Source organism: Sorangium sp. So ce296 (assembly GCF_051529605.1).
Classification (GTDB): domain Bacteria; phylum Myxococcota_A; class Polyangia; order Polyangiales; family Polyangiaceae; genus Sorangium; species Sorangium cellulosum_D.
The window spans coordinates 14,545,230-14,570,766 of record NZ_CP150325.1 but is presented as its reverse complement, the minus strand read 5'-3'; the positions used below and the strand labels follow the sequence as shown (position 1 = coordinate 14,570,766).

Genomic DNA, 25,537 nt, shown 5'->3' with positions numbered 1-25,537 from the left:
CGTCGCTCGTGCGCAGGCGCGGGCGGTCACCCGCCGAGCCGCGATCGCCCCCCGGCCCGGTACGCGTCGACCCAGCCCCACAACGTCGCCAGCGAGACGCCCGCGCGCGCCGCGATCGCGCGCGGCGTCTCGTCCCCGCAGAAGAGCGCGTCCGCCGCCGCCACCTTCACGGCGAGCGGGACGTCCTCGGCGCCGCTCGGCGGCTCGAGCGGAGGAGCGGCCGCCGGCGAGGGCGCCTCGGCGCGGGGGGAGCGGAGGAGGGCGCCCGAGGCGTCCGGCGCCGGCCCGCGGAGCGCGCTCTGCCGGAGCGGCAGCCGCGCCGCGGGATCGCCGAGCAGCACGTAGCCGCGGAGGTCGTTGCGCAGCATCCAGAGGTGCGCTCGATCGACGCGATCCGTGGGATCAGGCCTGCCCTCGGCGCGGGCGCTCGCCTCGAGCTGGTAGCTCGCCATGAGGGCGTCGTTCGCCTCGCCGTAGGACTGGAGCAGCGTTCCCAGGGCGACGCCCGCGCGGCTCCCGCGGGCCATCACCTGGAGCGCGGACAGGATGCGCGATTTGCGGCTCTCCGAAGGGTTGCCCGCGCGCGAGAAGCTGTAGGTCCACGCGAGGTCCATGTGGCCGATGATGGCGAGCGGGCCCTCCGGATTGGCCAGGGCCGCCTGGGGCATGGCCGCCACGAACGGGCGACGTCCGGGCGCCGGGAGGCCTTGCAGCACGCGCTCGGCGTTGCCGCCGTAGGCGCCCTCCTTCGCGAGCTGCGAGAGCCAGGCGTGATACGCGCTCGCGCTCGGCGTCCCCGCGCCGAAGCAGGCGAGACAGAACCACAGGCCGCCCGGCAGGAACCGCTGCCCCCGGAGCCGCTCGGCGTCGAGCACCTCGCCGCGGCCGAGGAGGAGCGCCCCCTGCCGTCGCTGCTGCTCCTCCTCCGAGCGGAAACCGCGGCGGGGCGGCCCGAGACCGTGGCTGACGGACAGCAGCACCGATGGCCGCCCGGAGGCGCCCGCGGCGAGCAGCTCGTCGGCGGTCTCGGCCTCGATTCCTCGCACCGCGGCCACGGGGAAGCGCCCCTTGTCCTTGCCTTCCTGGACGGCCGCGAGGCTCGGCGCGACGAGCTTCGTGTCGCCGGCGTGCGTGGCCGTCGAGCCGTCCGGCGCCGCGAAGAAGAGCATGTCCGGCGAGGGCTCGGGCGCGCTGCCTTCCCGCGCGTAGCGCACGACCTTCTGCGCGTACGCGGCGTAGCTGTCGAGATCGAGCTCGCCGTCGGCTTCGAAATGGACGCGCCCGACCAGGGCGCCGCTCGCGAGCGTGTGCTGGAGCTCGAGGGAGACATGATGCAGATCGCCGAGCAAGAGCAGGTAGTACGGCCACTCGTCCTCCGGAACGTCGTCTCTCCAGCACTCGCTCTCCCGCCACGCCAGAGCCTCCCGGGCGTCCATGTCCGGCGGCGCGCGGTAGATCGTCACGGGCGCCCCCTGCTCCGCCTCGCGCAGCTGGATCAGCGGCGCGACGGCCTCGAGGAGCCGGTCGCCCTCCCTGCCTCTGGGCGCGACGACGGCCCACCGCTGGAGCGTGAGATCGTTCGGATCCGCGTCCGTCCGCTTCCGGTCGAAGCTGTCTTTCTCCCTGGGTCTGGGCCCGCGCTGGGCAGCCTCCCCCGGGAGCCCCTCCTCAAGGACGGGCCTGCGCTCCTCGGCGTCGGCGAGCAAGAGGTCCAGTCGGTCGTCGTCGTGGGCAGCAGCCATCGCAGCCTCCGTCAGGAGCCAGGCGCCTCGCGCCGCAGGCGGAGCCCTGCGTCCCGCGCGCCCGGCCGGCGAGATCACCTCGTGCCGAGCGCGGCGCGCCCGGCCGCCTTGTAGATGTCCTTGAGCTCACGCAGCTTCGCCGGCTCGACGCCGTGCTCGCTGGCCACCGCGTTGATGGGGCTGCCGGAGAGGACCTTTCCGATGGCCCTCTCCACGTCGTCGATGTCCATGTCGGGCGGCAGCCTCGTCGGCGCCTCTGCCCGCGCCCCCGCGGAGGGCGACGCCGCGGCCTTCGCCGCTGCCACCGACTGGACCTCGGGCGCCCTGGGCTCGGCCTTGCTCGCCGCGTCCTTCTTCAGGCGCCTGCGCGCGGCCGGGAGCCGCGCCGCCGGGTCGCCGAGCAAGACGTAGCCCGAGAGATCCTGCCGGAGCATCCACAGGTGACCGAGCCGCGCCGAGTCCGGCGCGTGCGCGGCGCCCTCTCTCTCCGCCTTGTCGTAGAGGCTGGTGAGCTCGGCGTTCGTGAGGAGCGACGCCTTCAAGAGCTCCCGGAACGAGCTCCCCACCCGGCTCGTCTCCAGCGCCGTGCGGATGACGTCCACGAACTTCGAGGGACGCGACACGGCCTTTCCGGTGTCCCGCTCCTCGAAGCTGTAGGTCCACGCGAGATCGATATGTCCCATCACGGCGAGCGGCCCGTTCGGGTTGGCCAGCGCCACCTGGGGCAGCCGGGCGATGAACGGCCGCTGGCCGCTCTGCGGGAGCCCCGCGAGCACCGATTGCGCCTGGCCACCGAACTGGCCGCTCTGCTTGAGCCGGTCGAGCCAGTGCCGGTACGCGCTGACGTCCGGCGTCCCGCCGCCGTAGCACGCCAGCATGAACCAGATCCCGCCCGGCAAGAACGGGGCGTCGCCGAGATCGCCGCCGGTCAGCTTGCCCTCGCGCCCGAAGCTCATCGCCCCTTGCCGGTCGCGCTGATCGCCCTCGCTCTTCCACCCGCCGCGCGGCGCGCCGGCGCCGTGGCTGACGGTGAACAGCACCGTGGGCTCCGGGCTCCTCACCGCCTGCAGGAACTCGTCCGGAGAGGGCGCTTCCTGGTCTCCGAGATCGGCCGCATCGATCCTGTATTTCCCGAGCTGCGCGAGCGCCGGCTGGGTCAGCGACCTGTAGCCCATCATGGTGGCGGCGGTGCCGTCGTGCACGGTGTAGAACTTCGCGCTCCCGGCGACCTCGGCGCGCGCCCGCTCCCAGCGAAGCACCTTGTCGACGTACGCCTCGTACTCGCGCTCTTCCCGGAAGCACAGCCGTCCGACGAAGCCGTCGATGGACTGGTATTGCTGGAGAGCGAGCGGCACCTCGTGGAGATCGCCGAGGAGGAGCTGATAGCGGGGCAGATCGCGCGCGAGCTCCACGCTGACGTCGAAGTGCTGCTTGCGCCAGCGGGCCGCCTCCTCCGGCGACATGGCGGGCGGCACGCGGTAGATCTTCACCTCGTGGCCGTCCTGCGCCTCTCGCCGGGCGTCGATGAGGGGCTGGATCAGCGCGATGAGCCGGTCCCCCGCGGCGCCCTCGGGCGCTATCACCCCCCAGCGCTGCGCCTCGAGATCGTCCGGATCGCCCGTCTCTTCCCAGAAATGCTCGAGCGTGTCGTCCCTCTCGCCCGCCGCGTCCTGCTGCGCCGCCGCGTCGCCGTAGAGCCCGTCCTTCAAGACGGGCTCCCTGTCGTCGTAGGGCGTCAAGAGCAGCTGAAGATCCTTCAATGTCCGCATGGCTCTGTCGTCCCTCTCAGCGGGCCGGTGTCCGCGGCAGGCCTTGCAGGCGTTGATCCAGCACCTTGAGCGTCCCCGCCCCGGCCACGCCGTCGGCGCCGAGGCCCGCCTGCGCCTGGAAGCTCTTCAGCGCGTCGGCCGTCCCCTTGCCGAAGGCCCCATCGGCGCCGCCGGGCACCTCGAACCCGAGCGCGATCAGCGCCTCCTGGATCGCCTTGGCCCCTGCTCCACGCGCGCCTTCCTTGATCGCGCCCCTGCCGCCGGCGACCCTCTCGAGATCCTCGACACCCGAGAGCAGCGCGCTCCGGAGGACGCCCCGCGCACGCCGCTCGCGCCTCGCCCGCAGCTCGGCCTCCGCCTCGGCGTAAGGATCCGGCTCCGCCCTGCCCGGGGCCTCTGGCCAGGAGACCGCCTGGGCCTTCCCGGCGCCCTCGGCGCCCGCGAGGAAGGGCGCGTCGGGCTGCCAGACGGCGGGGTTCTTCCGCTCGTGATAGCCCTGCTTCCACTGCCAGCTCCAGTGCATCCGCGCGTTGCCCTTCGCGTCGACCGTGCAGTCGAGCAGCGGGGTCCCCCTGGGGGAGCTCTTCGTCAGGCCAGGCGGCGAGTTGATGCAGAACGTGGCCTCGATCTGGTCCGAGAACGGCGCGCCGCGCAGGCCGCGGAGCAGCCACGAGATGGGCAGCCCTTCGGCTTCCATGTCGAGCCACGCGGACCTGAAGAGCAGCGCCTTGTCGCTCCGGCGCTGGAGGATCAGGCGCGCGCGCCCCCGGGGCCGAAGGTCCGCTTTCAGCTGGCCCAGCCCCGAGATCAGCCCGATGCCCCGGAACGGCCAGCTGCCGTTCGAGAGCGACTTCGGGATGAAGTCCCACCAGTGGGATTCCCACAGCATCCGCGCTTGCCTCGCCGCGGTCAGGTGGTTGCTCGGATCGTGGAACGACGTGCCCGTGTCCCAGATCTGCCATTTCCGGTCGACAGGGTGCTTGCGGACGACCAGGACCACGTGGCCGGAGCCGATGGAGTCGGCGGACCAGAACAGGCAGGAGCCCACCTTCACGTCGGCCCAGAGCTCATCGGGCCATTTCTTCAGGTCCAGGGGCACGTCGGTCCAGCCCTTGCCGAGCCTCGCGCAGTAGGGCTGCGAGTCCTTGCCGGCGCCGATATCGCCGCTCACCCCGCCGTCCCATCCGCCGATGCAGAGCGCCGTCGTCACCGATTGCTGGCACTGGCCCACCAGCGGATAACGACCCTGGCGCGCGACGCCCTCCGCGACCTTCTTCTGCGAGCCGTAGAAGTAGACGGGCATGGTATACGGGATCCCCGTCTGGTGCTCGGCGATCGCGCGCGCCCAGGCCTCGGTCGGCTCGCCCTCGTAACCGGCGTAGTCCTCGTGCGCGAAGAGGTCGGCGAGCCCCTCTCTCGCCCGCGCGAGGATGTGCGCCGCGATCCCCTCGACGTCCTCGGGGCCGCGCACGCCGTGCTCGGGGATGGGGAGCAGGTTGATCGTGCGCACGAGCTGCGGCGGGGGCGTGTCGTCGAAGCTCCGGGGCGCCTCGGTGTAGTCGTCGGGCAGCTCCGGCTCGGAAAACACCAGGTCCTCCCAGAGGGGGAGGGGGCCCGGTTCGCCGAGGGGCGCGGTGTCGAGTGCATCTTCTCGTGTGCTCATGGTGTCCTCCTCTTCATGGGTCTTGCCCCGCCCTGGGGCCCAGCGTCCTCGGTCCTCGGGCTGGGAGCCGTCGACGAGGCAGGCCAGGTGGGCCCAGGGCCTCGCCCGGCTCGATCATGGGTCAAGAGGCCGGCGGCACGCGGGCCTCTCCCAACGTACGAATCCCCGAGGCGCCATCGCACTCGAGGAGCGCGACGGCCGCGCCCCCGCCCGGCGCTTCGTCGACGCTGACCGCGGTGAACCGGCTGATCAGCCTGGCGCGCCGCTGGCGCTCGGGGGCGAGGCGGGGATTGCTCTTCACCTCGGCGAGGAACTCCGCCCATACGTCGTCGCCTGCGTCGAACGGCGGGAGCTGCATCAGCCAGATCCATGTGCCGGTGTTGGCGAAGAGGAGGCCGCCTTCGTGCTTCCAGCGCGCCGCGTGGGTGTGGCCGAGGATCACCGCGCTCGCCCCGAACTTGGCGGCGAGCCGCTTGGCCTCTTTCCACTCGGCCTCGTCGGGCTCGAGCTCGAAGTACGCGTCGCCCGCCTTGCCGGTGAGCTTCCGCTGGAGCCTCGCATAGAGCTTGAGCCCGGCCCGACCGAGCTTGAGCCGCGCCCGGCCGAGCACGCCGTCGTCGTCCTCGTCATCGGAGAAGGCGGCCGCCCCGTCCCCGACCAGCGCCTCCACGGCCTCCTGCTCCTCCGGCGTGAGGCCCGCGTCCGCGACCCGATCGGCGAGGCCGAGATCCTCCTGCTCGGCGAACGCGGCCGGCCCGCTCATCTTCCGGAAGAGCTGCCAGCAGAGGCTCGCCGAGGAGCGCTGGAACAAGAGCTTCATCGCGGACGGCGCGACGGCGAGCGCCGTGAGCGTGCCGCCCTGGAAATCGGGCTTGAGCAGGTTCGCGAAGCGCAGCCCGAACTCGCGGGTGAGCGGGTTCAGGTACTGCTTGACGAGGATCGAGCCGGGTGCGTAGGCGAACGAGGCTCGCTGCGCGGCCCCTGCGCTCGAGAGCCCCTTGTAATGGACGATGTTCCAGGGGTCGTTGTGCTCGCCGTGGGTCACGAGGATCCTGGCCCCGCCCACGTCGAGCACATCCGGGGCCTCTCCGAGCTGGAACGAGAGGCGCGCGGCGACGGCGGGCGGCTGCCCGAGGGCCGAGCGAAAGACGTCCTGGACCTCGGGCAACGCGAGCTCCACGTCGTGGTTGCCGAGGCGGAAGACGACCTGGCCGCCGGCCGCGAGGACGCGGCCGAACGCGGCCAGCACAGCCTTCGTGGCGCGGCTCTCCGCGCACGCCTTGGCCTGCGCCACGGCGCGGGCGACGTCGAGCTCGAGCTCATCCTCGTTCATGAGGAAATCGACCCCATCGCCGTTCACGAGGACGCGGGTCGGCGGCGAGGTGAACCTGTCGAGGAGCGCGGGGAGCTCTCGCTCTCCTGCGAAGACATCGTAGTCACCGCCGTTGCCGAGGTGCAGATCGCTGATGATCAGGGTTCGCATGGACTGGTTCCTGGGGGTGTGGGTGTGATCGTCTTCGGTGAGCAGGGAGGCGAGGAGACGGGCCACGCCTCGACGGAGCGGCTCCCCCGTGGAGGGGGCACGACGATCGCGCTCGCGAGATCGAGGCGCCGGAGCAGGCGCGGATCCGCCGCCTGGGATGTCGCCCCGCCGGCGCGCAGAAGCGAGCGGCTGGAAGGCGTCGCTCGCGGCCTGGTCACCACGACCCCGCTACGGTCACGCCGCCTAAGGACATGCCGATCGCCGGCGCTGCGCGCACCGCTGGGCCGCGTCGGGCGTGCGATAGATTCCACGCCGCGAGGCCGATCGTCCCCAGCATGAGCGCCCCTCCGACCGCGAAGCTCGCGACTGCGCCGCTGCTCAGCGCGTCGCTGGCGGAGAGCGCGCCCTCCAGCGCCTTGCAGGCCGCCGTGCTCCGCCGCGGATCGTCGCACGCCGACGGGTTCAGGTCCTTCGCCGCCTCCTGCGCCTCATCGGCCTTGCCGTCCGCGGCGACCGACAGCCCCACGCTCACGCCCAGCGCGACCGCCGCGGCGGCGCCGACGACGACCAGCGGGACAATCGACGGCCCCTGTGCGCCCGGCCCCACGCGCGGGATCGGCGCGGTCCGCGGCGTCGCTCGCCTCGATGGCCGCGGCGGCGCTGCCGGCTCAGGCGGCGCCGCTTCCACCGGCTCGAGCCGCCGGTCCACGGCTTCTCTCTGGCCGGCGCGCCCCTCGATCGTTCCCTTGAACGGCTTTCGCCCCTCCGCCCGGATCTCGATGGCATACGTCCGCGCGTCGAGGAATATCGATCGCTCGAACGGCCCTCGCCCGAGCGACTTCCCGTCGAGGAGCACCTCGGCGTCTGACGGATCGGTCCTGAACGTGAGCGTCACGAGCTTCGTCGAGGCCTCGTCCAGCAGCGCCGTGAGCTCGGCGCGCGTGTCTGCTCCGACATCCGCTGGCAGCACGCGTAGCCCGCTCGAGAGGTGCTCCGCGGCGTCCCGGTACATGCCCAGGTTCAGCTCGCACGCGCCCAGGTTCGCCGCGATCCGCCAGTGCTGCCTGATCCCCCACGCCTCGATGAGCTTCGCGCGGCACGCGTCCCAGTCTCTCTCCTCGGCGGCTTTGCTCCCCTCGGTGAACAGGTCCGCCGCCTTGTCCGCAAAGGCGGATCTCGCCTGGACGAGCGGTATGAGGAAGCACGCGAGGGCCACGAACGATCGATTCATGCGCATGTCACTCCAGCTTGGTTCCACCGGGAGGCCTGAAGGCCTTTCCACTGGGGCGAGGGGCCGCCGGGGGCTGCGTCGGAGCAGGCCGCAGGCGAAGCCGCGGAGGAGGCGCCGGCGCCGCGTCCACGGCGCGCACCGACGGCTCGGCCGAGGGCACGGGCGGGGGCTCGGCCGAGGGCACGGGCGGGGGCTCGGCCGGCGCGCTCGGCGTCGTCGCGGCGGCCTTCGCTTCGACCGGTGTCCTCCGGAACGAGGTCTCGCACCTGGCGTGGCGCGCTCGCGCCTCGTCGGGCGTCTCGCCGAGGTAGAGGGCGCGCATGTTCGCAGGGAGGCAGTCCGTATGCGCCGTCTCCAGGCGCTCGCGCAGCGTGCCGACGTCGGTGACCCACGCGCGCGCGATGCCGTCCGACGCGACGCCGAGGAGCTTCCGCCCACCTTCGAGGAACCTCATCGCGAGCACGGGCACCCGGGACTCGAGCGCGATGGGCGTGCCCCTCGCGTCGGCGTGCCAGATGAGGACGACGTTGTCCGCCGACGAGGTGGCGACGCGCTCCCCGTCGGGGCTCCAGATCGCGCGGAGCACCGCGCCCTGGTGCCCCCGTTGCGCGGCGAGCTCCTTGCCGCTGTCCGCGTCCCAGAGCCGCGCCGTCTTGTCCTCGGAGGTGGTGACGATGCGCTTCCCGTCGGGGCTCCAGGCAGCGGCGAGCACGCTGCCCTCGTGCCCCCTCAGCACGACCGGCGCGTCCGTGCTGCCGACCTGCCACACGCGCGCGGTGCGATCCACGGAGGTCGTCACGATGCGCGTGCCATCCGGGCTCCACGCCGCCCAGGTCAGCCGGTCCTCGTGGTGCCGCGTCAGCAAGGGGGAGCCCGAGCCGTCGGCGTTCCACACCTGCGCCGTCCTGTCCGCCGACACCGTGACCACGCGCTTGCCGTCGGGGCTCCAGGCGGCGAAGGACACCTCGGCGTCGTGCCGCCGGACGACGACGGCCTCCCCCTTGCCCATCGTGCGGTAGACCCGCGCGGTGTTGTCCAAGGACGACGTGACGATGTGTGTGCCGGCCGGGCTCAGCGCCACGCTCGTGACCGGCGCGACGTGGCCCTTGAGCGCGACCGTCCGCTCGTCACCATCGATGCGCCAGAGGCGCACGCTGCCGTCGTCGTACGCCGAGACGGCGAGCTCTCCGGCAGCGTCGAGGGATACCGAACGAACGGCGCCCGCGCCGCGCCGCTCGCGCTGGAGCCGCTCCAGAAGCTCCGCGCTCCACACCTTCGCCGTGCGATCGTTCGTCGGCCCTGCGGGGTCTGCGCCGGCCGCGGTGACCACCTGCGACCCGTCGGGGCTCCACGCCGCCGCCCGGACGGGGGCGTCGTGCTCGCGCAAGACCAGCGGGTCGCTGCCGTCCAGCGGCCACAGCCGCGCGGTCCTGTCGGTCGAGGCCGTGGCCAGGTGCGCCCCGTCCGGCCGGAACGCCACGTGGACCACGGACTGCGCGTGCCCCTTGAGGGTGATCGGCGGCACCAGCCCTCCGTCGGAGGGCCACACGCGCGCGGTCCCGTCGGCGGAGCCGGTCGCAACGCGCGCGCTGTCGGCGCTCCACGCCACATGAAGGATGGCGCCCGTGTGGCCCTGCAGCAGGACGGACGCGCCCGTGCCCTCGGCGTCCCAGACGCGGGCCGTGCCGTCGCGCGAGGCCGTCGCGATGCGCTTGCCGTCGGGGCTCACGGCGAGGAAGATCACCGCGTCCTCGTGGCCCCTGAAGTCCGTGGTGCGCGCGGCGTCGGCGCTCCACCACCGCACCGTCCCGTCCGCAGAGCCCGTCAGGAACCGCGCGCCGTCTGGATGGAACGCCGCGCACGAGATGGGGGCTGCGCCGCCCCTCAGCGCGAGCGGCTCGCCGGCGCCATCCGCCGCGTGGACTCGAGCCGCGCCGTCGCGCGACACCGTGATCACGCGCTGGCCGTCGCGGCTCCAGGCCGCCGAGACGACGGGCCCCCCGTGGCCCTTCAGGCTCACGGGCTGCCCGGCGCCGTCGGCGCGCCACACGCGCGCGGTCCCGTCCTCCGAGGCCGTGAGGACGCGCTCGCCGTCCGGGCTCCACGCAGCGGAGAGGACGGCCGCGCCGTGGCCCTTCAGGCTCACGGGCTGCCCGGTGCCGTCGGCGCGCCACACGCGCGCGGTCCCGTCCTCCGAGGCCGTGAGGACGCGCTTGCCGTCCGGGCTCCAGGAAGCCGCGGTCAGCGGTCCCTCGTGGCCGCGCAGGCTGGCGCGCAGCGCGTTCTCGCGCAGCGCGTCGCTGGCGAGCCCGACCCAGCCGCGCTGCGCCTCGGGGTGCTTCGCCTCGCTCAAGAGCTTCAGCGCCATCGAGATCTGGCCGCGATCGTTCAGCTCGCGGACCCCCGACTCGACCTTGGCGTCCAGCGCCTCGCTCGCCTTCGCCTCGGCGCGCTGCCTGGTCTCCTCGGCCGCGACGCGCGCCTTCTCCTTCGCGACCCGCTCCTGCCACGCCCAGTAGCCGAGCGCGCCGGCGACGCCCGTGGCCGCCGCCGACGCGATCGCCACGAGGACGCGCCGCCGCGCGCGCTCCTTCGCGAGCCTCGCCTCGGCCTCGGCGCGCTCCCGCCGGAAGCGCTCCTGCTGCTCCTGCTCGCGCCGCCGTTGCTCCGCTTCGCGCAGCCGCTGCTCCCGTTGCTCGTTCACCATCCTGGCGAGCCAGTCGTGGCCGAGCTCGAAGTAGCGGCTCCCCTGGTGCTCTCCCGCGTGGAGGATGGCCGCCCGCTCGAGCGCCTTCAGGATCGGCGACAGCTCCTCGGCGGGCAGGAGCCGGAGCAGCTCCTTCTCCAGGCGCAGCGTCCTGCCGCCGTCCGGGGTGACGAGGTGCTCCTCGAGCAGCTGCTGCGCCGCATCCCGCCGCGGCCCGAGCTCCTCCAGCGTCGCCTCCAGGTAGCCGCGAAGGATGGGCTCGGCCTCGACCGCCTCGGTCGCGCCGTCCCCCTGGGCGCGCTGCTGAAACAACGCCCGGCAGACGATCTGCGCGTATGCCGCCACCGCCTCGGCCTGGTCGGACGCCGCCTGTCCGGGCACGCGCACCTGGAGCATCAACCTCCGCAGCTCGTCGCTGGACCACGCCTGCGGAGGCACCCCCGCGGCCGCCGTCTGGCACATGGCCTCCGTGAGCTCGGCCACCGTGAGCGGACCCACGCGAAACCCGTGGTCCAGGAGCCGCCGCCGATCGCGCAGGCGATCGCGGAAGCGGCCCAGGTAGTCCTCGCGGAGCGAGAGCACCACGCGCGCCTTTCCGAGCGGCAGCTGCGCGAGCTGGTCCACGCACGCGAAGAGCGCCTCGGTGGGCTCGGGATCCCGCCCCGGGTAGAGGAGCTGCTCGACCTGGTCGAGGTAGACGACCAGGAGCCGATCCGATCGCCGCGCGATCCGCTGCGCGGCCGCCAGGATGGCGTCCCGCGGGGACATGTCGCCCGGCGCCTCGCCGAGGCCGGCCCCGGCGTACGCCTTGCTCGCGAGCCAGCGCGAGGCGTCCTCGCCTTCCGGCCAGCCGTCCACAAGCACGACACGGACCTCGTGGGCCTCGATGAGCGCCGGGAGGACCGCGGCCTGCACGAGCGACGACTTGCCGGCGCCCGACGGCCCGTACACGGTGACGCAGCGGCTCGCGAGGACGCTGCTCTCGAGCGCGCGGGCCATGTCCCCGCGCCCGAAGAACCGCTCCCGATCCGACGCGCGGTACGGCTGGGGGCCGGGGAACGGGTTCGTGACGAGCGCGCTCATCGCGCCTCCACCGGACCGAGGTCCGCGAGCAGCGGCGCGAGCTGCGCCGGGTCCTCGGCGATGGCCGCGATGCGGGCCGCGCCGGGCAGCCCTCCGCCGCTGAGCCAGATCTCCACCTCGCCGGGCTCGGCGTCGGGCGTCAGGATGGCCAGGCTGTCCTTGGGCGCGGAGCGCTGGTCGTAGAGCCAGCGCAGGAGCATCCTGTGGCGCCAGTCGAGGATGGACAGCCCGACGAAGAGCCCCGGCTGGATCCTGGGCCGCGCGAGCAGCTCTTCCATCCACGAGGGCGGCCGCAGCCCCTCGGCGCCGAGCAGCCCGTGGATGTGATCGTCCTCGGTCAGGATGGGCGGGGAGAAGATGGGCCGCGCCTCGACCGAGTAGCCCCCGTAAAGGCGGAGCACGACGATCTCGCTCGCGAGATCGAAGTGCCTCGGCAGGAGCGGATCCATCTTCCACGACGTCGCCCCGGCCGGGCGCTTGACGACGCGCGGCTTGCCGCTCGGGTCGGCCATCGACGGCTGGAGCGCGTACACGGTGTGCTGCGGGTGCTGCGCCGCGATGGCGCGCTCGAGGTGCGGCCTCCACAGCAGCGTGACGTGGACGCCGGGCCGGACGAAGCGCGCGAGCGCCTCGATGAGCGGCGGGACCTCCGCGGTAGGCGACTGCGTGAGCGACTGCTGGAAGAGGGAATGGAGGACCTCGTGCCCGAAGCGGAGCACGCAGCGCTGGGTGAGCGTGCTCAGCGGTAGGCCCTCGACGTTCGCGTCCCCGTTCTCCTGCATGAAGCTCGTGATCTCCTGCTGAAGCGTCCTGCGATCGTCGTCGACGTCGCCGACGACCATCGTGAAGGCGCCCTCGAGCAGGCCCTGGAGGGCGGGCGCGAGGCGCTTCGAGCCCCGCTTCGGGGCCGGCCTCGAGACGCGCCGCCCCTCGAAGCTGAAGATCACCGAGTCCGAGCCGCGGAGGTACAGCACGGGCGAGAACGCCTCCGCGCTCCTCGCGAGGAGCGTCCTGCGCGCCGCCGCCACGGCGGCGCCGATGTCGCCCGACGTCCGATCGGCGGCCGTGAGCGCGCGGTAGATCTCGGACGAGCAGGCGCGCGCCGCGTCGGCCTTCACTGGCCAGAGGTGCGCCACGACGGCGTCCGCGCCCGCCCTCGCCAGGATCTCGGCGGCGCTGCCGAACGCGCCGGCCTTGGCGCCCTCGCACGCCTCGAGCAGCACGAGGCGCAGCTCCTCGCAGAAGCTCGCGCTGAGCTCCCGGGCGAGCGCCTCTGCGGTGACCCACACCTCCTCGCCGTCCTCGTCGTCGGCGACGCGCAGCACGGGCTTGCCCGAGAGATCGACGCCGCCGTGGCCGAGGAAGTGGACGACGTGGGGCGTCTTGCCGCGCCGGAGCCGATCGAAGAGCACGCTCGGGCCGACGTCGGGGCCGGCGATGGGATCCAGCCACTCGACGTCGCCCGACTCGATCGACGTTGCGAGCGCCTCCCTCAACGCGGCGAGGGCCCGCTCGTCGGCGCCGGGCGCGATGGCGAGGACGCGGACGGCGCCCCGGACCTCGCGAGGCTCCCAGGGCTCCGACGACTCGACGCCGCGAGCGAGCAGCAGCCTCGGGTCGGTGCCGAGAAAGCCCTCGGAGGTCCCGGGACGGCAGAGCGCTTCCCAGGGGATGAGCTGGAGCGCGCGATCGCGGGCGAAGAGGCGCACGAGCAGCCGTCTCTCCTTCGCAGCCTCGCCGAGGCGGACGAGGACGTCTCGCAGCTCGCCGTCGATGAGCTCGCCGTGGAGCGCCTGCGAATCGTCGATGGCGCCGGCGTCGAGCGATTTTCCTCCCCGGATCGCGCGCCCGACCCTGCTCGCGAACGCCTGGAGGGCGTCGATGCCGCGCTCCGGGAGCAGCGCGCGTGCCGGGGGGCGCTCGCCGCGGCTACCGCGCGCGCTGACGCGCAGGCCTTGATTGCTGGTGTCCAGCTCGATCTCTAGCCACATGGCGACGATTCCCTCACACCAGCACGCTGCGCAGTCGGTTGGAGTGTTTCGAGGCGAACGCTCATCAAAGCGCCCTGATCCTGTGTTCCTGGCGGAGCGCCGCGCGCCGCGGGCGCGGCGACGCCGAGCTCCGGGGAGGCCGTCACGGCCGCGCCCCATGTTGCTGTCCTCAGCAGCCCTCGGCCCAGCTGCGCTCATCGGCAAGCTTGGGTGTCCGCGTCCCGCCCAGCGCGGCGGGCCAGGCATCGTTCGTTTTACCGAGCGCGGCCCATCTTTGATTGGAAGAATCGACCAAAAACCACGCATGGTCTCCCAAGAATGCGGTGTGGATCATGACGCCCGCGGGCCGCGGAGCTCCGCGCGTGCCGGCGCGGCCGGGAGCGCCGGGCGGATCGACGTGAGCTGCCGCCCATTCCGGCGCGGTACCGAGGGGGAGCTCCCCGGGCGGAGGCAGGTCAAAACGACGAAATCAGGACGAAGCGCGTACGCAGGAGAGGGAGCGCGTGGGACGCGCAGCGCGCTCGCCTTCGCGATGCCGTACGCGCGCCTTTACCTCGTGCGCGATCTGACCGCATCCCGTCGTATCGGCCTGCTTTCGGGGGCGAGCGAGCACCCGGCGCCGCGCCGGAAACGCCGGCAGACTTCGCTGATCCGCGCAGCGCTCCCGGCCGCGCCGGCCACGCGCGGCGCTCCGCGGCGTGCGGGCGCCGTGATCTGCGCCGCATCGTCCACGAGCCGAGCGTGATTTTTCGTAGTTCTTGCCAATCAACTTCCAGTCGTAATCGGTAAAACAACCCTCGCCAGGGACGCCTTGACCGAAAGAGCGCGTGACGCGGATGGCCGTTGTGGGGCCAGACGCTGAGGCAGCGAATCTCGTCGCCCGCGGACGATCCGCTCACCGGCCGCATCATTCCGGCGAGCCGGGGGCGACGCGGCGCGCGCCACGGGGCTGACGCCGTCGCGCTGCGAGGCTCGCGGCCGGCTGCGCTCAGCCCGGTCGAGATCGTTCATCAGGCATGCATTTCAGCACGAGGGAGGAGGGTGTGACGATGGGAGACTACAAGACCGCATTTCGTCCGATCGGCAGCGAGGCGCTGACGTTCGACGGCAAGACGCAGTACCGGGCGATCCCGAGCTCCAGCGAGATCAACTTCGCACGCGATCAGGACTTCACGGTCGCGGTCCAGGTGTGCCCGGAGCCGGTGCAGCCGAGCCAGCAGAACGTCGACCCCGGCATGGTCGAGAAGTGGGACGCGTACGGGCGTTATCCGTTCGCGCTCCGCTATTACGCGCGAGGCGCCGAGCAGGGCAAGATCTACGCAGGACGATACGACGAGACGAACTTCCCGACCGTCATGTCGAAGAGCCTGCTCAACGACCGCAAGTTTCACCACGTCGCCTTCGTGCGCAGGACCCAGAACGGCAAGGGCGTGCTCGAGCTGTACGTCGACGGCGCGCTCGAGGCCAGCACCCCGGACACGACCGCCGGCGACACCCGGAACGGCTCGGCGCTCTACCTCGGCTGTCGCGGATTGAGGGGCGGGACCGGCATGAACTACTTCGCCGGGCAGATCAAGGATCTCCAGATCTACGGCGCGGCGCTGTCGCCGGCGGAGATCGCGGGCCTCGCGCGCCCCCAGCCGCAGGCGAGCGGCAAGCCGAATCTCCTGCTGATCGTCGCCGACGACCTCGGCGCCGACGCGCTCCGCATCAACGACGCGACAGGGGAGGTCACCGTCCAGCTCGACGGGCCGAACGGCACCACCGGGCCCAAGCGGCTCCCCAACCTGGAGAAGCTGGTCAAGCACGGGATGCATTTCTCCCGCGCCTGGGCGCAGCCGGTGTGCTCGGCGACGCGGGGCAGCCTCTTCACGGGCATGCAGCCCTGGCGGAGCGGCGTGGGCTACCCCGACCCGGGCGGCAACAACACGCTCGTGATGAACCCTAGATCGGGCGCGGCCGTCCGCAGCCTGGCGGAGGTCCTGAAGGGCGCGGACTACCGCTGCGGGATGTTCGGCAAATGGCACATGGGCAAGCCGGACGCAGAGAGACCCCCGACCAAACCCGCCGGAGGGAAGAAGAACGACCCCAAGCGGACCGCATGGGACTGGGGCTGGGAGCGGTTCGAGGGGATCCTCGAGGGAGGCTTCCGCGTGGTGGCCCCCAAGTACGGATACTCCCAGGCGACCATGCCGCTCAGCAAGCTCGCCTCGGTCAATCCGGAGGCGAAGGATCCGAACGACCCCAAAGAGGTCGCGTTCGCGAAGAAGCGCGACGCGGTGCGGACGCGGACCACGGAGTACCTCCGCAGGGTCGCCCCAGAGTTCGTGGAGCGCCAGCCCGACATCCAGTTCTACGTCTGGGAGAAGTGCTACGAGGACGACCTCACGGGCGTCATGCTCTACGATCGTCCACCGACCGAGCGCACCCACATGTACGCGACGCGGGATCAGGTCTACTCGGCCAAGGAGTGGATCGCGCAGATGCTCGGCTCGCCCTGGTGCGTCGCGCTGACGCTCACGGCGCCCCACGACCCCTTCCACGTCCCGCCGAGGGAGTCTTACACCATCCGGTTCGCCAACCCCGAGAAGCCGACCGTCCAGGAGATGTTCGTGGCCATGGTCGAGTCGATGGATTTCTACATCGGCCAGCTCCTGAGCTCGCCCGAGCCGGAGATCCAGGAACAGCTCAAGAACACCGTGATCGTGTTCATCGGGGACAACGGCACGCAGGACGAGGATCCGGATCGGCCGGGCGTGCTCCTCGACAGCGACGAGCAAGACAAGGCGACGCCGCACATCGGGGCCGTGCATGTGCCGATGATCATCGCCGATGGCGGCTCCCTGCTCGCGGGGACGCCGTGCTACCTCGCTGGCGCCGCGATCCGCGGATCCAGCGGCGACCTGGTCCACATCCTCGACATCTTCAGGACCTGCGCCGATATCGCCGGGGCGAGCGCGCGCGAGGCGGTCGACTCGGTCAGCCTGAAGCCGTACCTGCGGGGCGGCAGCGTCGAGAAGCGGGAGTTCAACTTCAGCCAGCAGTTCGGCTATCACAAGATGCAAGGCGGCAGGACGACCAACAAGTTCGCGCTCGTCAGCGACGGCCGGTACCTGCTCAGCTGCGCTCGGTCCAAGTTCAATGACAGCGACGTGACGGACGATTACACGTACGCGCTCTACGAGCTCGTGCCGCACGAGACGATCGTAGGGGCCCTCAGAGAGAAGAAGATCGAGAACTTCCTCACCGACGCGACCCACCGCGCCGTGGCCCAGCGGCTCTATGACGAGATGAAGAGGCATCGCCTGGATGGCGGTGACGAGAAGGAGCAGCGAGGCCCGCTGCCGTTCCCCCCGCTGTTCGCGTACCGGTATGTCCGGCTCCTCGCGAAGTCGGAGGTGAACGGCGGCCCTTGGACATCGGCTGCAGACTTCCAGGTCCTTGTGAACGGGAAGCCCCTGGATCGCTCCGCGTGGACCGTGACGGTCGACAGCGAAGAGACGGCGGGGGAGAATGGTCGTGGGCAGAACGCCATCGATGGAACCAGCGCCTCGATATGGCACACGGAGTGGTACAGCCGGCGCCCCGCGCATCCCCACTGGCTGAGCGTCGATCTGAAAAGCCCGCAGGCCATCAGCGGCTTCAAGTATCTGCCCAGGCAGGACCAGGCGAACGGCAGGATCGCGGACTATGAGTTCCAGGCCAGCAGCGACGGCCAGAGCTGGGTCACGCTCTGCGCCGGGCGGTTCCCCGACGGCACGGCGGAGCAGACGGTGGATGTGCAGCTCGCGAACGAGCGCTCCATCCGCGGCACGGTGGCCGTGAAGGCCACCTTCCGCAACAACGGCTCCGTGCCGCTCGATTACGTCTGGGTGGACTATGCGGGGGCCGAGAAGAAGTACGGCACCATCGCGCCGCGCAGCCAGGTAGTCCAGGATACCTACGAGACGCATGTGTGGCGCCTCAAAGACGGAGCCCGTACCGTGGCCACCTATGTCCCGACGACGGCGCCCAATCCGGTCTTCTCGTATGGAGATTCCCCCTAGCCAGGGCTGAGCGCGGAGCGGGCGCAGCAAGGATGCGCTGGTCCGCTCCGGCACGGCAGGGCGGGCCGTCCGCCCGGCTCGCTCCGTCGGGCGGAGCCCGCCTCCAACAGTCTCGATGACTCGGAGAGTTTATGACACCTGATCAACAGACAGCGCGCGCTCCGTTCCACGTCATTACCAAGCCCATCGGGGCCATCTGCAACATCAACTGCGCTTATTGCTTCTACCTGGACAAGGAGCGCCTGTACGACTACCCCACCCGCGGCTCCTTCCGCATGGCGGACGACGTGCTCGAGCGCTACGTCCAGCAGTACATCGAGGCCCAGCCGAGCACCGCGGAGGAGGTGGGGTTCGCGTGGCAGGGAGGCGAGCCCACGCTGATGGGGCTCGACTTCTTCCGGCGCGCGGTGGAGCTGCAGAAGAAGCACGCGCGCCCCGGCCAGCGCGTGACCAACTCGCTGCAGACGAACGGCATGCTCCTCGACGACGCGTGGTGCGCCTTCCTGCGCGACGAGGGGTTCCTCGTGGGCATCTCCATCGACGGGCCCGAGCCGTCGCACGACCGCTACCGCCTCGACATGGAGGGGCGCGGGACGTTCAAGCGGGTGATGAAGGGCCTCGAGGCCATGAAGCGCAGCGGCGTGGAGTTCAACACGCTCACCGTGGTGCAGCGCGACAACGGCGATCACGGGGCCCGGGTCTATCGATTCCTGAAGGAGATCGGCTCGCGCTTCATGCAGCTCATCCCTATCGTGGAGCACAAGGACGGCAAGCTCTCCGACCGAACGGTGGAGCCGGCGCAGTGGGGCCGGTTCCTGACGGCGGTCTGGGACGAGTGGATCGCGGAGGACGTCGGCGAGATCTTCGTCCAGCACTTCGACATGATGCTGGGGATCACCATGGGCTTCCCGTCGACGCTGTGCGTGCACGCGCGCACCTGCGGGCGGGCGCTCGCCGTCGAGCACAACGGCGATCTGTACAGCTGCGACCACTTCGTGACGCCCGAGCACCTGCTCGGCAACATCACGAAGAAGCGCCTGTCCGTGCTCGTGGACGGGCCGCAGCAGGCGCGCTTCGGGCAGGACAAGCTCGACACCTTGCCCCGGTACTGCCGCGAGTGCGACCACCAGAAGTACTGCTACGGGGGCTGCCCGGCGCACCGCGTCAAGCAGACGCCGGACGGAGAGCCCGGCCTGAACCACCTGTGCGAGGGCTACAAGATGTTCTACGCGCACACGGTGCCCGCGCTGCGCGCGATGGCCGCAGCCATACGCCTCGGCGGCACCGCGCGCGATTACCGCCACTACATGCCGCGAGAGAGGAGCGCGACCGTCCGCGCTCCTTGAACCCGCCGCGACGAGGGATCTCGATGGACCGCTGCCCGCTGCCCGAGCTGACGCGCTGCGCGCTAGGAGACGTTCCTGAGCGGCGAGGCAGGCGTGGCGCCCTGAGCCTGCGCGGGTCCGCCCTCGTCGAGGGACAGGGGCGGCTCGAAGTCGGCGCGATCGAGCAGCCAAGAGGCCAGGCCCATCGCGGCGAGCGTGAGCACCGGCGCCAGGACGAAGACGCTGGTCGCGCCGAAGTGTCCGGCGACGAACGCGCCGGCGCTCGCCCAGAGCAGCCTGCTGACGTGCTGCACGGTATACTGGATGGTGAAATCCGTGCTCGCGACGTGCAGGCGGCTCCTGTCCATCATGAGCACGTGCAGCATCGTCGCGCGCGCCATCACGCCGACGACGGGCACCGAGATCACGAAATACAGGAACGGGCGCTCGACGGCCACGCGGTTCAGGAGCACCAGCCCGAGGCACAGGCTGCAGAAGACGCTGAGCGCGTAGAAGGCGCGCTCCCGCCCGAGCCGCTTGACGGCGAGCCCCCCGAGGATGCCGCCGGCGGCTCCGGCGATGCTGGACAGGATCCCCATCGCCAGCCCGATCTCCTTGAGCGAGAGGCCACGGTCCACGAGCATCACCTCGAGGGCCGGAGTCATCAGGGACGCGCCGATCGGCATCGCCGCGACCACGAGGAGCCACCGCCCCATGCGCGGCCGCCGGAAGAGGGCCAGCACCTCGCGAGGCGTGATGACGCGCGACGGATCCACGGGTCGCTCCTTGTAGAGCGCTATCCCGGGGAGCGGCAGCAGGAGGAGCGCCGAGGTGATGAGGAGCGCCGGCTGCCAGCCGAGCCGCCCGACGAGGATCACCATCAGCCCGCCGCCGACCAGCTGCCCGGCCATGAGCCCCGCGGTCTGCATGCCGTTGCCGAGGCCCCGCTCATCGGCGGAGAGCAAGCTGACCGCGAGGCCATGCGACGCCGCGTCCGCGAGGGCGCAGACCGTCGTGAGCCAGAGCAGCGCCGCCAGCGCGTAGGCGCGGTGGTGCAGAAGCAGCCCCGGGACGTCGAGGAACGAGCCCGCCACGAGGGTGATCAAGATGAGCGGGTGCGAGAACAGCAGCCAGCCGCGGTAGCGGCCGAACGTCGAGCGTGCGCCGAGCCTGTCGATGAGCGGCGCCCACATCGCCTTGAGCGACCAGGGGAGCATCGCCAGGAACAGGAACCCGATCTGCTGCATGGTCGCCCCGCTCCGCCGCAGCAGCACCGGGAGGGCCTGCGACAGCAGCGCGATCGGCAGCACCTCGGTCAGCGCGAGCGCGAACAAGAGCGCATATCGAAAGCCTCGAGAGTTCACGCTAGACCTCACTCCTCACGTGCTGGGGGGCGGGAGATATCCGGCCGTACGAAGAAACGAGACGTACGCCGCGACGAGGGCCTCGTCGATCGGGGGGCAGACGATGCCCGTCCCTTCGAGCCCCTCCCGCGCGTTGGGGGCGTCGTACTGCGGCTTCTTGACGAGCAGGCTGTTGGGAGACATGAGGAGCAGCCAGAGCTGCGCGAGAGACTCCCTCTCCGGGTGATCGGCCGCCGCCGCCCGCTTCAGCTCCAGGAGCCACTGGTCGTAGCCACGCTCGACCAGGGGGTAGCCCGACGCGCGCACCATGCAGACGAGCTCGCGCCATGGGATCGGCCGCGGATGGAACAGGTGAAAGGCGCGACCGAGCGATCGGGCCTGTCTGGACAGGCAGATCATGGCCCGGCTCACGTAATCGACCGGGAGCATCGGCACATCGATCGTCAAGCTCGGGTACGAGCCCAGGAGAATACACCCTTTGAGGAGGCGGTTCAGCAGGTCTGTCCAGTTGCTCGTGACGCCCGTCCGGCTATGCCCGGTGATGCGGATCGTGCGGTAGATGGCCGCGGGCAAGCCTCGCTCTCTGGCCGTCAGCACCAGCTGCTCTGCGACCCATTTGCTCCGGACGTACCCGCTCTTGAGCCCGGGATCGAGGACGGGCGTATCCAGCTCGCTCACCCGGCCAGCGTCGATGTGGGTCCGGCCGAAGAAGACGGCCATCGAGGAGGTGTAATGCACAGGTTTGGTCTGGCCGTACGCCGCCAGCCTGAGTATCTCCTGTGTGCCCAGGACGTTCGCCGCTTTCAGCGCCGCATAAGGGAGGAAGAAATTGACGTGTCCCCCGTTGTGATAAATCACGTCTAGCTGCTCGGCGAGGGCGTCGAACCGCGATCGCGAGAGGCCCAGGAGGGGCATGGCCAGGTCTCCGGCGATCGGGATGATTCGGCCCTCGCGCGATCCGTCCCAGAGGCCGAGCCGCTCGAGGTGCGTCCGGAGCCTCTGCGCCGCTCGTGCGCGTTCATCCTCGCGGACGAGACAGTAGATGTCTGCCTTGCTGGTGCGCAGGAGCTCGTCGAGCAGATACGCGCCGAGAAAGCCAGTCGCCCCGGTGAGAAAGATGCGCTGTGGCTCGGTCGCCTGCGCCGAGGGAGGCCGTTGAAAGCCGATGGTCGAGTCCAGCACGGTTTCCGCTTGCCAGTCGACCGCGCTCGCCGTGGAGACCTCGCGCATCATGTGGAGGGACCACCCATCGCCCAACCGTAGAGAACGCTCGCCCTTAGGACCTGGTACTCCCCGCGGATCGGGGCGCCGCGTCATGGACTTATCAAGGGAAGCAGGCGGACGTCAATCGGAATCCAGGAGCTTGTGGAGGGACATCCAGCCCGTCCGGCACGCCAGGCCAGCGCCGGGAAGGCGATCCGGCGAGCGCCGGCGGAGCGCGCCCGCCCCGCGCGCGCTCCGGCGCTCGGCCTCGGAAGGGGGCGCGCAGCTGGAGGGCAGGTCGCGGCGCCACGAGCCGCGTCGGCTGACGCCGATATGGCCTCCGGGTCAGCAGGCGCGCGCGGTTCAGAGCGAGGCCACCTCGACCCGCGAGACCCCAATCCGGAGCTGCCCTGTCACTGGCCGACGCGCCACGATCCCCGCAGCCCCGCGCACGCCAGCCTCGCCGAACTGCTTGCGAAGCCGGCAGACGTCCAGGTTGAGCTTGAGCGGCTCGATGGCCAGCATCTGGCACAGGGCGTCTCGGCTCACCCAGCCTCGCTCCGCAGGCGACGCCTGCGTGTCCTCGAGGAAGAGGCGAGCGAGGACAAGGAGCAGATAATGGTAGCTCCGGGGCGACAGCTGAAACGTACCACCGTCGTGCACAACGGTGACCTCGACGTGCTCCTCGTCGCGGCTCGCGGCCAGGCGCAGCCCCACGAGCTCGAGCGTCAGGCCAGCCGACGCCTCCCAGGTCGCCCGGAGCCCCGTGGGTAGCTCGAGCACCCACGGCTCCCCATCGACAACGATGATATCGTGGTCCTGGACGACATCGATCCGCTCCTCGCGCTCCGCCACCCAGCGCCCGGCGCAGTCCTCGTACACAGTCACGATGGGACGCTCCTCGCACGGAAGCACGAGCACGTGATCGGCCGCGCTGCGATGCGCGCCGGAGGATGGGCGGCGCGCGCCCGGCATCGGGCCGCCTCCGTCCATGAGGGCGAATCCGGTGGCGGCGCTGCCGATCGCGACGACCTCGCCCGTCGCCATCGCGACCCGCTCTCCCGGCTTGAGCCGCCGCCCGTCGATGAAGGTGCCATTGCGGCTGTTGAGATCGCGCAGCTCCCAACATCCATCGAGCCAGCGCAAGATGGCGTGCTCTCCGGAGACTCGAGGGTCATCAAGGCGCAGATCGCACGCGGGGTGCCGTCCAACGAGACATCGAGGCCCGAGGGTGAATCGCCGCTCGGTCTGTAGTTCCTTGATTATGCCCACGTGAAGCCTGGGCACGATACCACGGTCGTCAAGCACCACGGAACAAAAATAGATCCTATCAAGCCCATCAAGATTCTTTCCGATGAACATGAGCGCTACTTCAACCTACCTCGGCTCTGGCGAGGCGGCGCTCGCGCGTGACAGCACAGTCGCTCTACCCGCTCGCTACGAGGACGTCGGCCCCATCGCCTCAGGAGCCTTCGGTGAGGTGAGGCGCGTGCGCGATCACCTTTTTCGGCGGATGGTCGCCATCAAATTGCTCCGGCGTGAGTACGCGGACCATCCGCGGGTACGCGCGCGCTTCCTCAATGAAGCGGAGATCACGGCAGGCCTCCAGCATCCGGCTATCGTCGCCGTCTATGACCGCGGGGAGCTCGCGGACGGGCGACTCTGGTTCACGATGCAGGAGGTGCGGGGTCGCACGTTCCAGGTAGCGCTCGCGGAGCTCCACGCCGCCAAGTCGCCTGAAGGCTTCCGGCCGAGCCCATCGGGCTGGACGTTCCAGCACGCCGTCACCGCCTTCGCCCGCGTCGCAGAGGCGGTGGGCTACGCGCACCGGCAGGGGATCGTGCACCGGGATCTCAAGCCAGAGAACCTGATGATGGGTGAGCTCGGCGAGGTGCTGGTGATGGACTGGGGGCTCGCGCGCCGCGTCGCCGAGGACAGGGGGCCAGGCGGCGGGGCCGCGGGGCTCCACGGGCGCGCTGCCGATCCCGGGCTGACGTGCGAAGGCGACGTGCTGGGGACGCCCGCGTACATGCCGCCTGAGCAGGCGGCTGGGCAGCAGCGGCTCCACAGCCCGCAGAGCGATGTCTACGCGCTCGGCGCCGTTCTCTATCACCTGCTCTCGGGCCAGCCGCCCTACAGGACATCAGGACTCCTGCCGTTCCGGCAGATCCTCGCGGGCCCGCCGCCGGCGGTCGCCGAGGCCGCGCGCGGCGGACCGCAGCCGCCCGCGGAGCTCGTGGCCATCTGTTCACGGGCGATGGCCCGGGAGATCGCGGCGCGCTACCCGGACGCCTCCGCTGTCGCCGAGGAGGTACGCTCATGGATCGACCGTGCCTTCCGGCGGGAGCAGGCGCTCAGGGTGGTGAGGAGAGCGCAGGCGCTCCTGCCGGACGTCGCGGCGAGCCGCGAGCAGGCCGCGCGCGCGAAGGCCGAGGCGGACGCGCTGCTCGCGGCCGCGCGGCCACGCGACCCGCTGGACCGCAAGCAGCGCGGCTGGGCGCGCCAGGACGAAGCCGAGGCGCTCTCCGCCGAGGCGGCGGTGCGTGAGGCCGAGTGGCTCACACGGATGCACGGCGCCCTCTGTATCGATCCGGAGCTGCCCGACGCGCACGCCGCGCTCGCCGATTACTACGAAGCGCGCCTGGTCGAGGCCGAACGCGCGCGCCGCAGGGCCGACGTGCTGCGCCTCGAGGCCCTCCTCCGCGCGCACGACCGGGGCAAGCACGCCGCTCTCCTGAGCGCCGGGGGGGAGCTGTCGCTGGTGACCGAGCCGCCGGGGGCCACGGTCCTCCTGGAGCGCTACGTGGAGCGGGACCGGCGGCTCATCCCCGAGACCGTGGGCGAGCTCGGGCTGACGCCGCTCCGCTCCGTGAAGCTGCCCCGCGGCAGCTATCGCCTCCGCCTGCGCGCGCCCGGGCGCGCCGAGGTGCTGTATCCCGCGCTGATCGAGCGAGATGGCCACTGGGACGGCGTCGCGCCGGGCGAGCGCGATCCCCGCCCGATCTGGCTGCCCGAGGAGGGCGAGCTCGGCGCGGACGACGTGTATGTGCCCGCGGGCTATTGCTGGACGGGCGGCGATCCGAAGGCCCCGTACGGCCTGCCGGCGCGCCGCATCTGGTTCGATGCGTTCGTGATCCGGCGATTCCCGGTCACGAACCGCGAGTACCTCGAGTTCCTGAATGATCTCGTCGCCGCGGGCCGCGAGCGAGAGGCCCTCTCGGCCTGCCCGCGGGAGCGAGCCGGCGTCGCGGGCGGCTCCGGACGGCGGTTCGCGTTCGGCCGCGACCGCAGCGGGCGCTTCGTCCTCACCCCCAACGACCTGGGGCGCGCGCACCTGCCGGACGCGCCGGTCACGCTGATCGGCTGGCGCGCGGCGAGCGCTTACGCGCGCTGGCTCGCGGCCCGGGAGGGCAAGCCGTGGCGGCTCCCGAGCGAGCTGGAGCGAGAGAGAGCCGCGCGCGGCGCCGACGGACGCATCTATCCGTTCGGCAACCACCTCGACGTCCAGTTCGTGCGGACGCGCGACGGCGACGACGGCCTCCCCTCGATCGCGAGCGTGCACGAGATCCCGCTGGACGAGAGCCCGTATGGGGTGCGGGGGCTCGGGGGCAACTCGCGGGACTGGTGCCGCGACCGCTGGACGCGCGAGGGGCCGCGGCTCGACGGCGGGCGGCTCGCGGCCGACATCGACGAGCTCGGCGCACGGCGCGCCGTGCGGGGCGGCGCCTGGCTCGGCGCGCTCGACAGGAGCCGCTCGGCGGCGCGCGCCGGCGTTCCGGGCGGGCAGCGCCGCCGCACGACCGGGGTGCGGGTCGTGCGCGCCTGCCCGCCGTGAGGTCGTGAAATAGAGAGAAATAACGTGTCATGGCGGCGCGCGCGCGGCGGGCCGAGATGGCCGGCGTCCCGGCGCGGCAGGCTCGAGCGTCACGT

The 25,537-nt window shown here is 71.5% G+C and carries 13 protein-coding genes; 3 read left to right on the top strand and 10 right to left on the bottom strand.

Annotation, left to right across the window (positions count from 1 at the left end; all coding sequences use genetic code 11):
• Window positions 1-26 precede the first annotated feature (26 nt).
• The 7 genes from WME98_RS53790 to WME98_RS53760 all read right to left on the bottom strand — a co-directional run bounded on the left by WME98_RS53790 (window position 27) and on the right by WME98_RS53760 (window position 13,669).
• The gene (locus WME98_RS53790) at window positions 27-1,742 is read right to left on the bottom strand and encodes a hypothetical protein (protein WP_437949291.1); all 1,716 of its coding nucleotides are present in this window, start codon (window positions 1,740-1,742) and stop codon (window positions 27-29) included.
• A gap of 74 nt (window positions 1,743-1,816) precedes the next feature.
• Window positions 1,817-3,511, bottom strand: coding sequence for a hypothetical protein (locus tag WME98_RS53785; protein WP_437949290.1), 1,695 nt, complete (start codon window positions 3,509-3,511; stop codon window positions 1,817-1,819).
• A 16-nt stretch (window positions 3,512-3,527) separates the two neighbouring features.
• Window positions 3,528-5,174 carry a peptidoglycan-binding domain-containing protein gene (locus tag WME98_RS53780; RefSeq protein WP_437949289.1) on the bottom strand — a complete coding sequence of 549 codons (1,647 nt, stop codon included), beginning with the start codon at window positions 5,172-5,174 and terminating at the stop codon, window positions 3,528-3,530.
• 121 nt (window positions 5,175-5,295) lie between these two features.
• The gene (locus WME98_RS53775; protein ID WP_437949288.1) at window positions 5,296-6,657 is read right to left on the bottom strand and encodes a metallophosphoesterase; all 1,362 of its coding nucleotides are present in this window, start codon (window positions 6,655-6,657) and stop codon (window positions 5,296-5,298) included.
• A 214-nt stretch (window positions 6,658-6,871) separates the two neighbouring features.
• The gene (locus tag WME98_RS53770; protein ID WP_437949287.1) at window positions 6,872-7,888 is read right to left on the bottom strand and encodes a PEGA domain-containing protein; all 1,017 of its coding nucleotides are present in this window, start codon (window positions 7,886-7,888) and stop codon (window positions 6,872-6,874) included.
• A gap of 7 nt (window positions 7,889-7,895) precedes the next feature.
• Complete coding sequence (locus WME98_RS53765; RefSeq protein WP_437949286.1) at window positions 7,896-11,678, bottom strand: nSTAND1 domain-containing NTPase; 3,783 nt, start codon at window positions 11,676-11,678, stop codon at window positions 7,896-7,898.
• Entirely contained in the window at window positions 11,675-13,669 is a 1,995-nt protein-coding gene (locus WME98_RS53760; protein WP_437949285.1) for a CHAT domain-containing protein, read from the bottom strand. The genes WME98_RS53765 and WME98_RS53760 overlap by 4 nt, the downstream gene beginning before the upstream one ends.
• Window positions 13,670-14,718: 1,049 nt before the next feature.
• Here WME98_RS53760 and WME98_RS53755 point away from each other — a divergent pair.
• Complete coding sequence (locus WME98_RS53755) at window positions 14,719-17,715, top strand: sulfatase-like hydrolase/transferase (RefSeq protein WP_437949284.1); 2,997 nt, start codon at window positions 14,719-14,721, stop codon at window positions 17,713-17,715.
• A gap of 131 nt (window positions 17,716-17,846) precedes the next feature.
• Window positions 17,847-19,061 carry an anaerobic sulfatase maturase gene (locus WME98_RS53750; RefSeq protein ID WP_437949283.1) on the top strand — a complete coding sequence of 405 codons (1,215 nt, stop codon included), beginning with the start codon at window positions 17,847-17,849 and terminating at the stop codon, window positions 19,059-19,061.
• A gap of 62 nt (window positions 19,062-19,123) precedes the next feature.
• On the opposite strand, the gene WME98_RS53745 is transcribed toward WME98_RS53750, so the two are convergent.
• The 3 genes from WME98_RS53745 to WME98_RS53735 all read right to left on the bottom strand — a co-directional run bounded on the left by WME98_RS53745 (window position 19,124) and on the right by WME98_RS53735 (window position 22,969).
• Complete coding sequence (locus WME98_RS53745) at window positions 19,124-20,404, bottom strand: MFS transporter (RefSeq protein WP_437949282.1); 1,281 nt, start codon at window positions 20,402-20,404, stop codon at window positions 19,124-19,126.
• Window positions 20,405-20,419: 15 nt separating this feature from the next.
• Window positions 20,420-21,637, bottom strand: coding sequence for a thioester reductase domain-containing protein (locus WME98_RS53740; RefSeq protein WP_437949281.1), 1,218 nt, complete (start codon window positions 21,635-21,637; stop codon window positions 20,420-20,422).
• A gap of 333 nt (window positions 21,638-21,970) precedes the next feature.
• Complete coding sequence (locus WME98_RS53735; RefSeq protein ID WP_437949280.1) at window positions 21,971-22,969, bottom strand: FHA domain-containing protein; 999 nt, start codon at window positions 22,967-22,969, stop codon at window positions 21,971-21,973.
• A gap of 127 nt (window positions 22,970-23,096) precedes the next feature.
• Between WME98_RS53735 and WME98_RS53730 the strand changes: the two genes are divergently transcribed.
• The gene (locus WME98_RS53730; RefSeq protein ID WP_437949279.1) at window positions 23,097-25,442 is read left to right on the top strand and encodes an SUMF1/EgtB/PvdO family nonheme iron enzyme; all 2,346 of its coding nucleotides are present in this window, start codon (window positions 23,097-23,099) and stop codon (window positions 25,440-25,442) included.
• Window positions 25,443-25,537 lie beyond the last annotated feature (95 nt).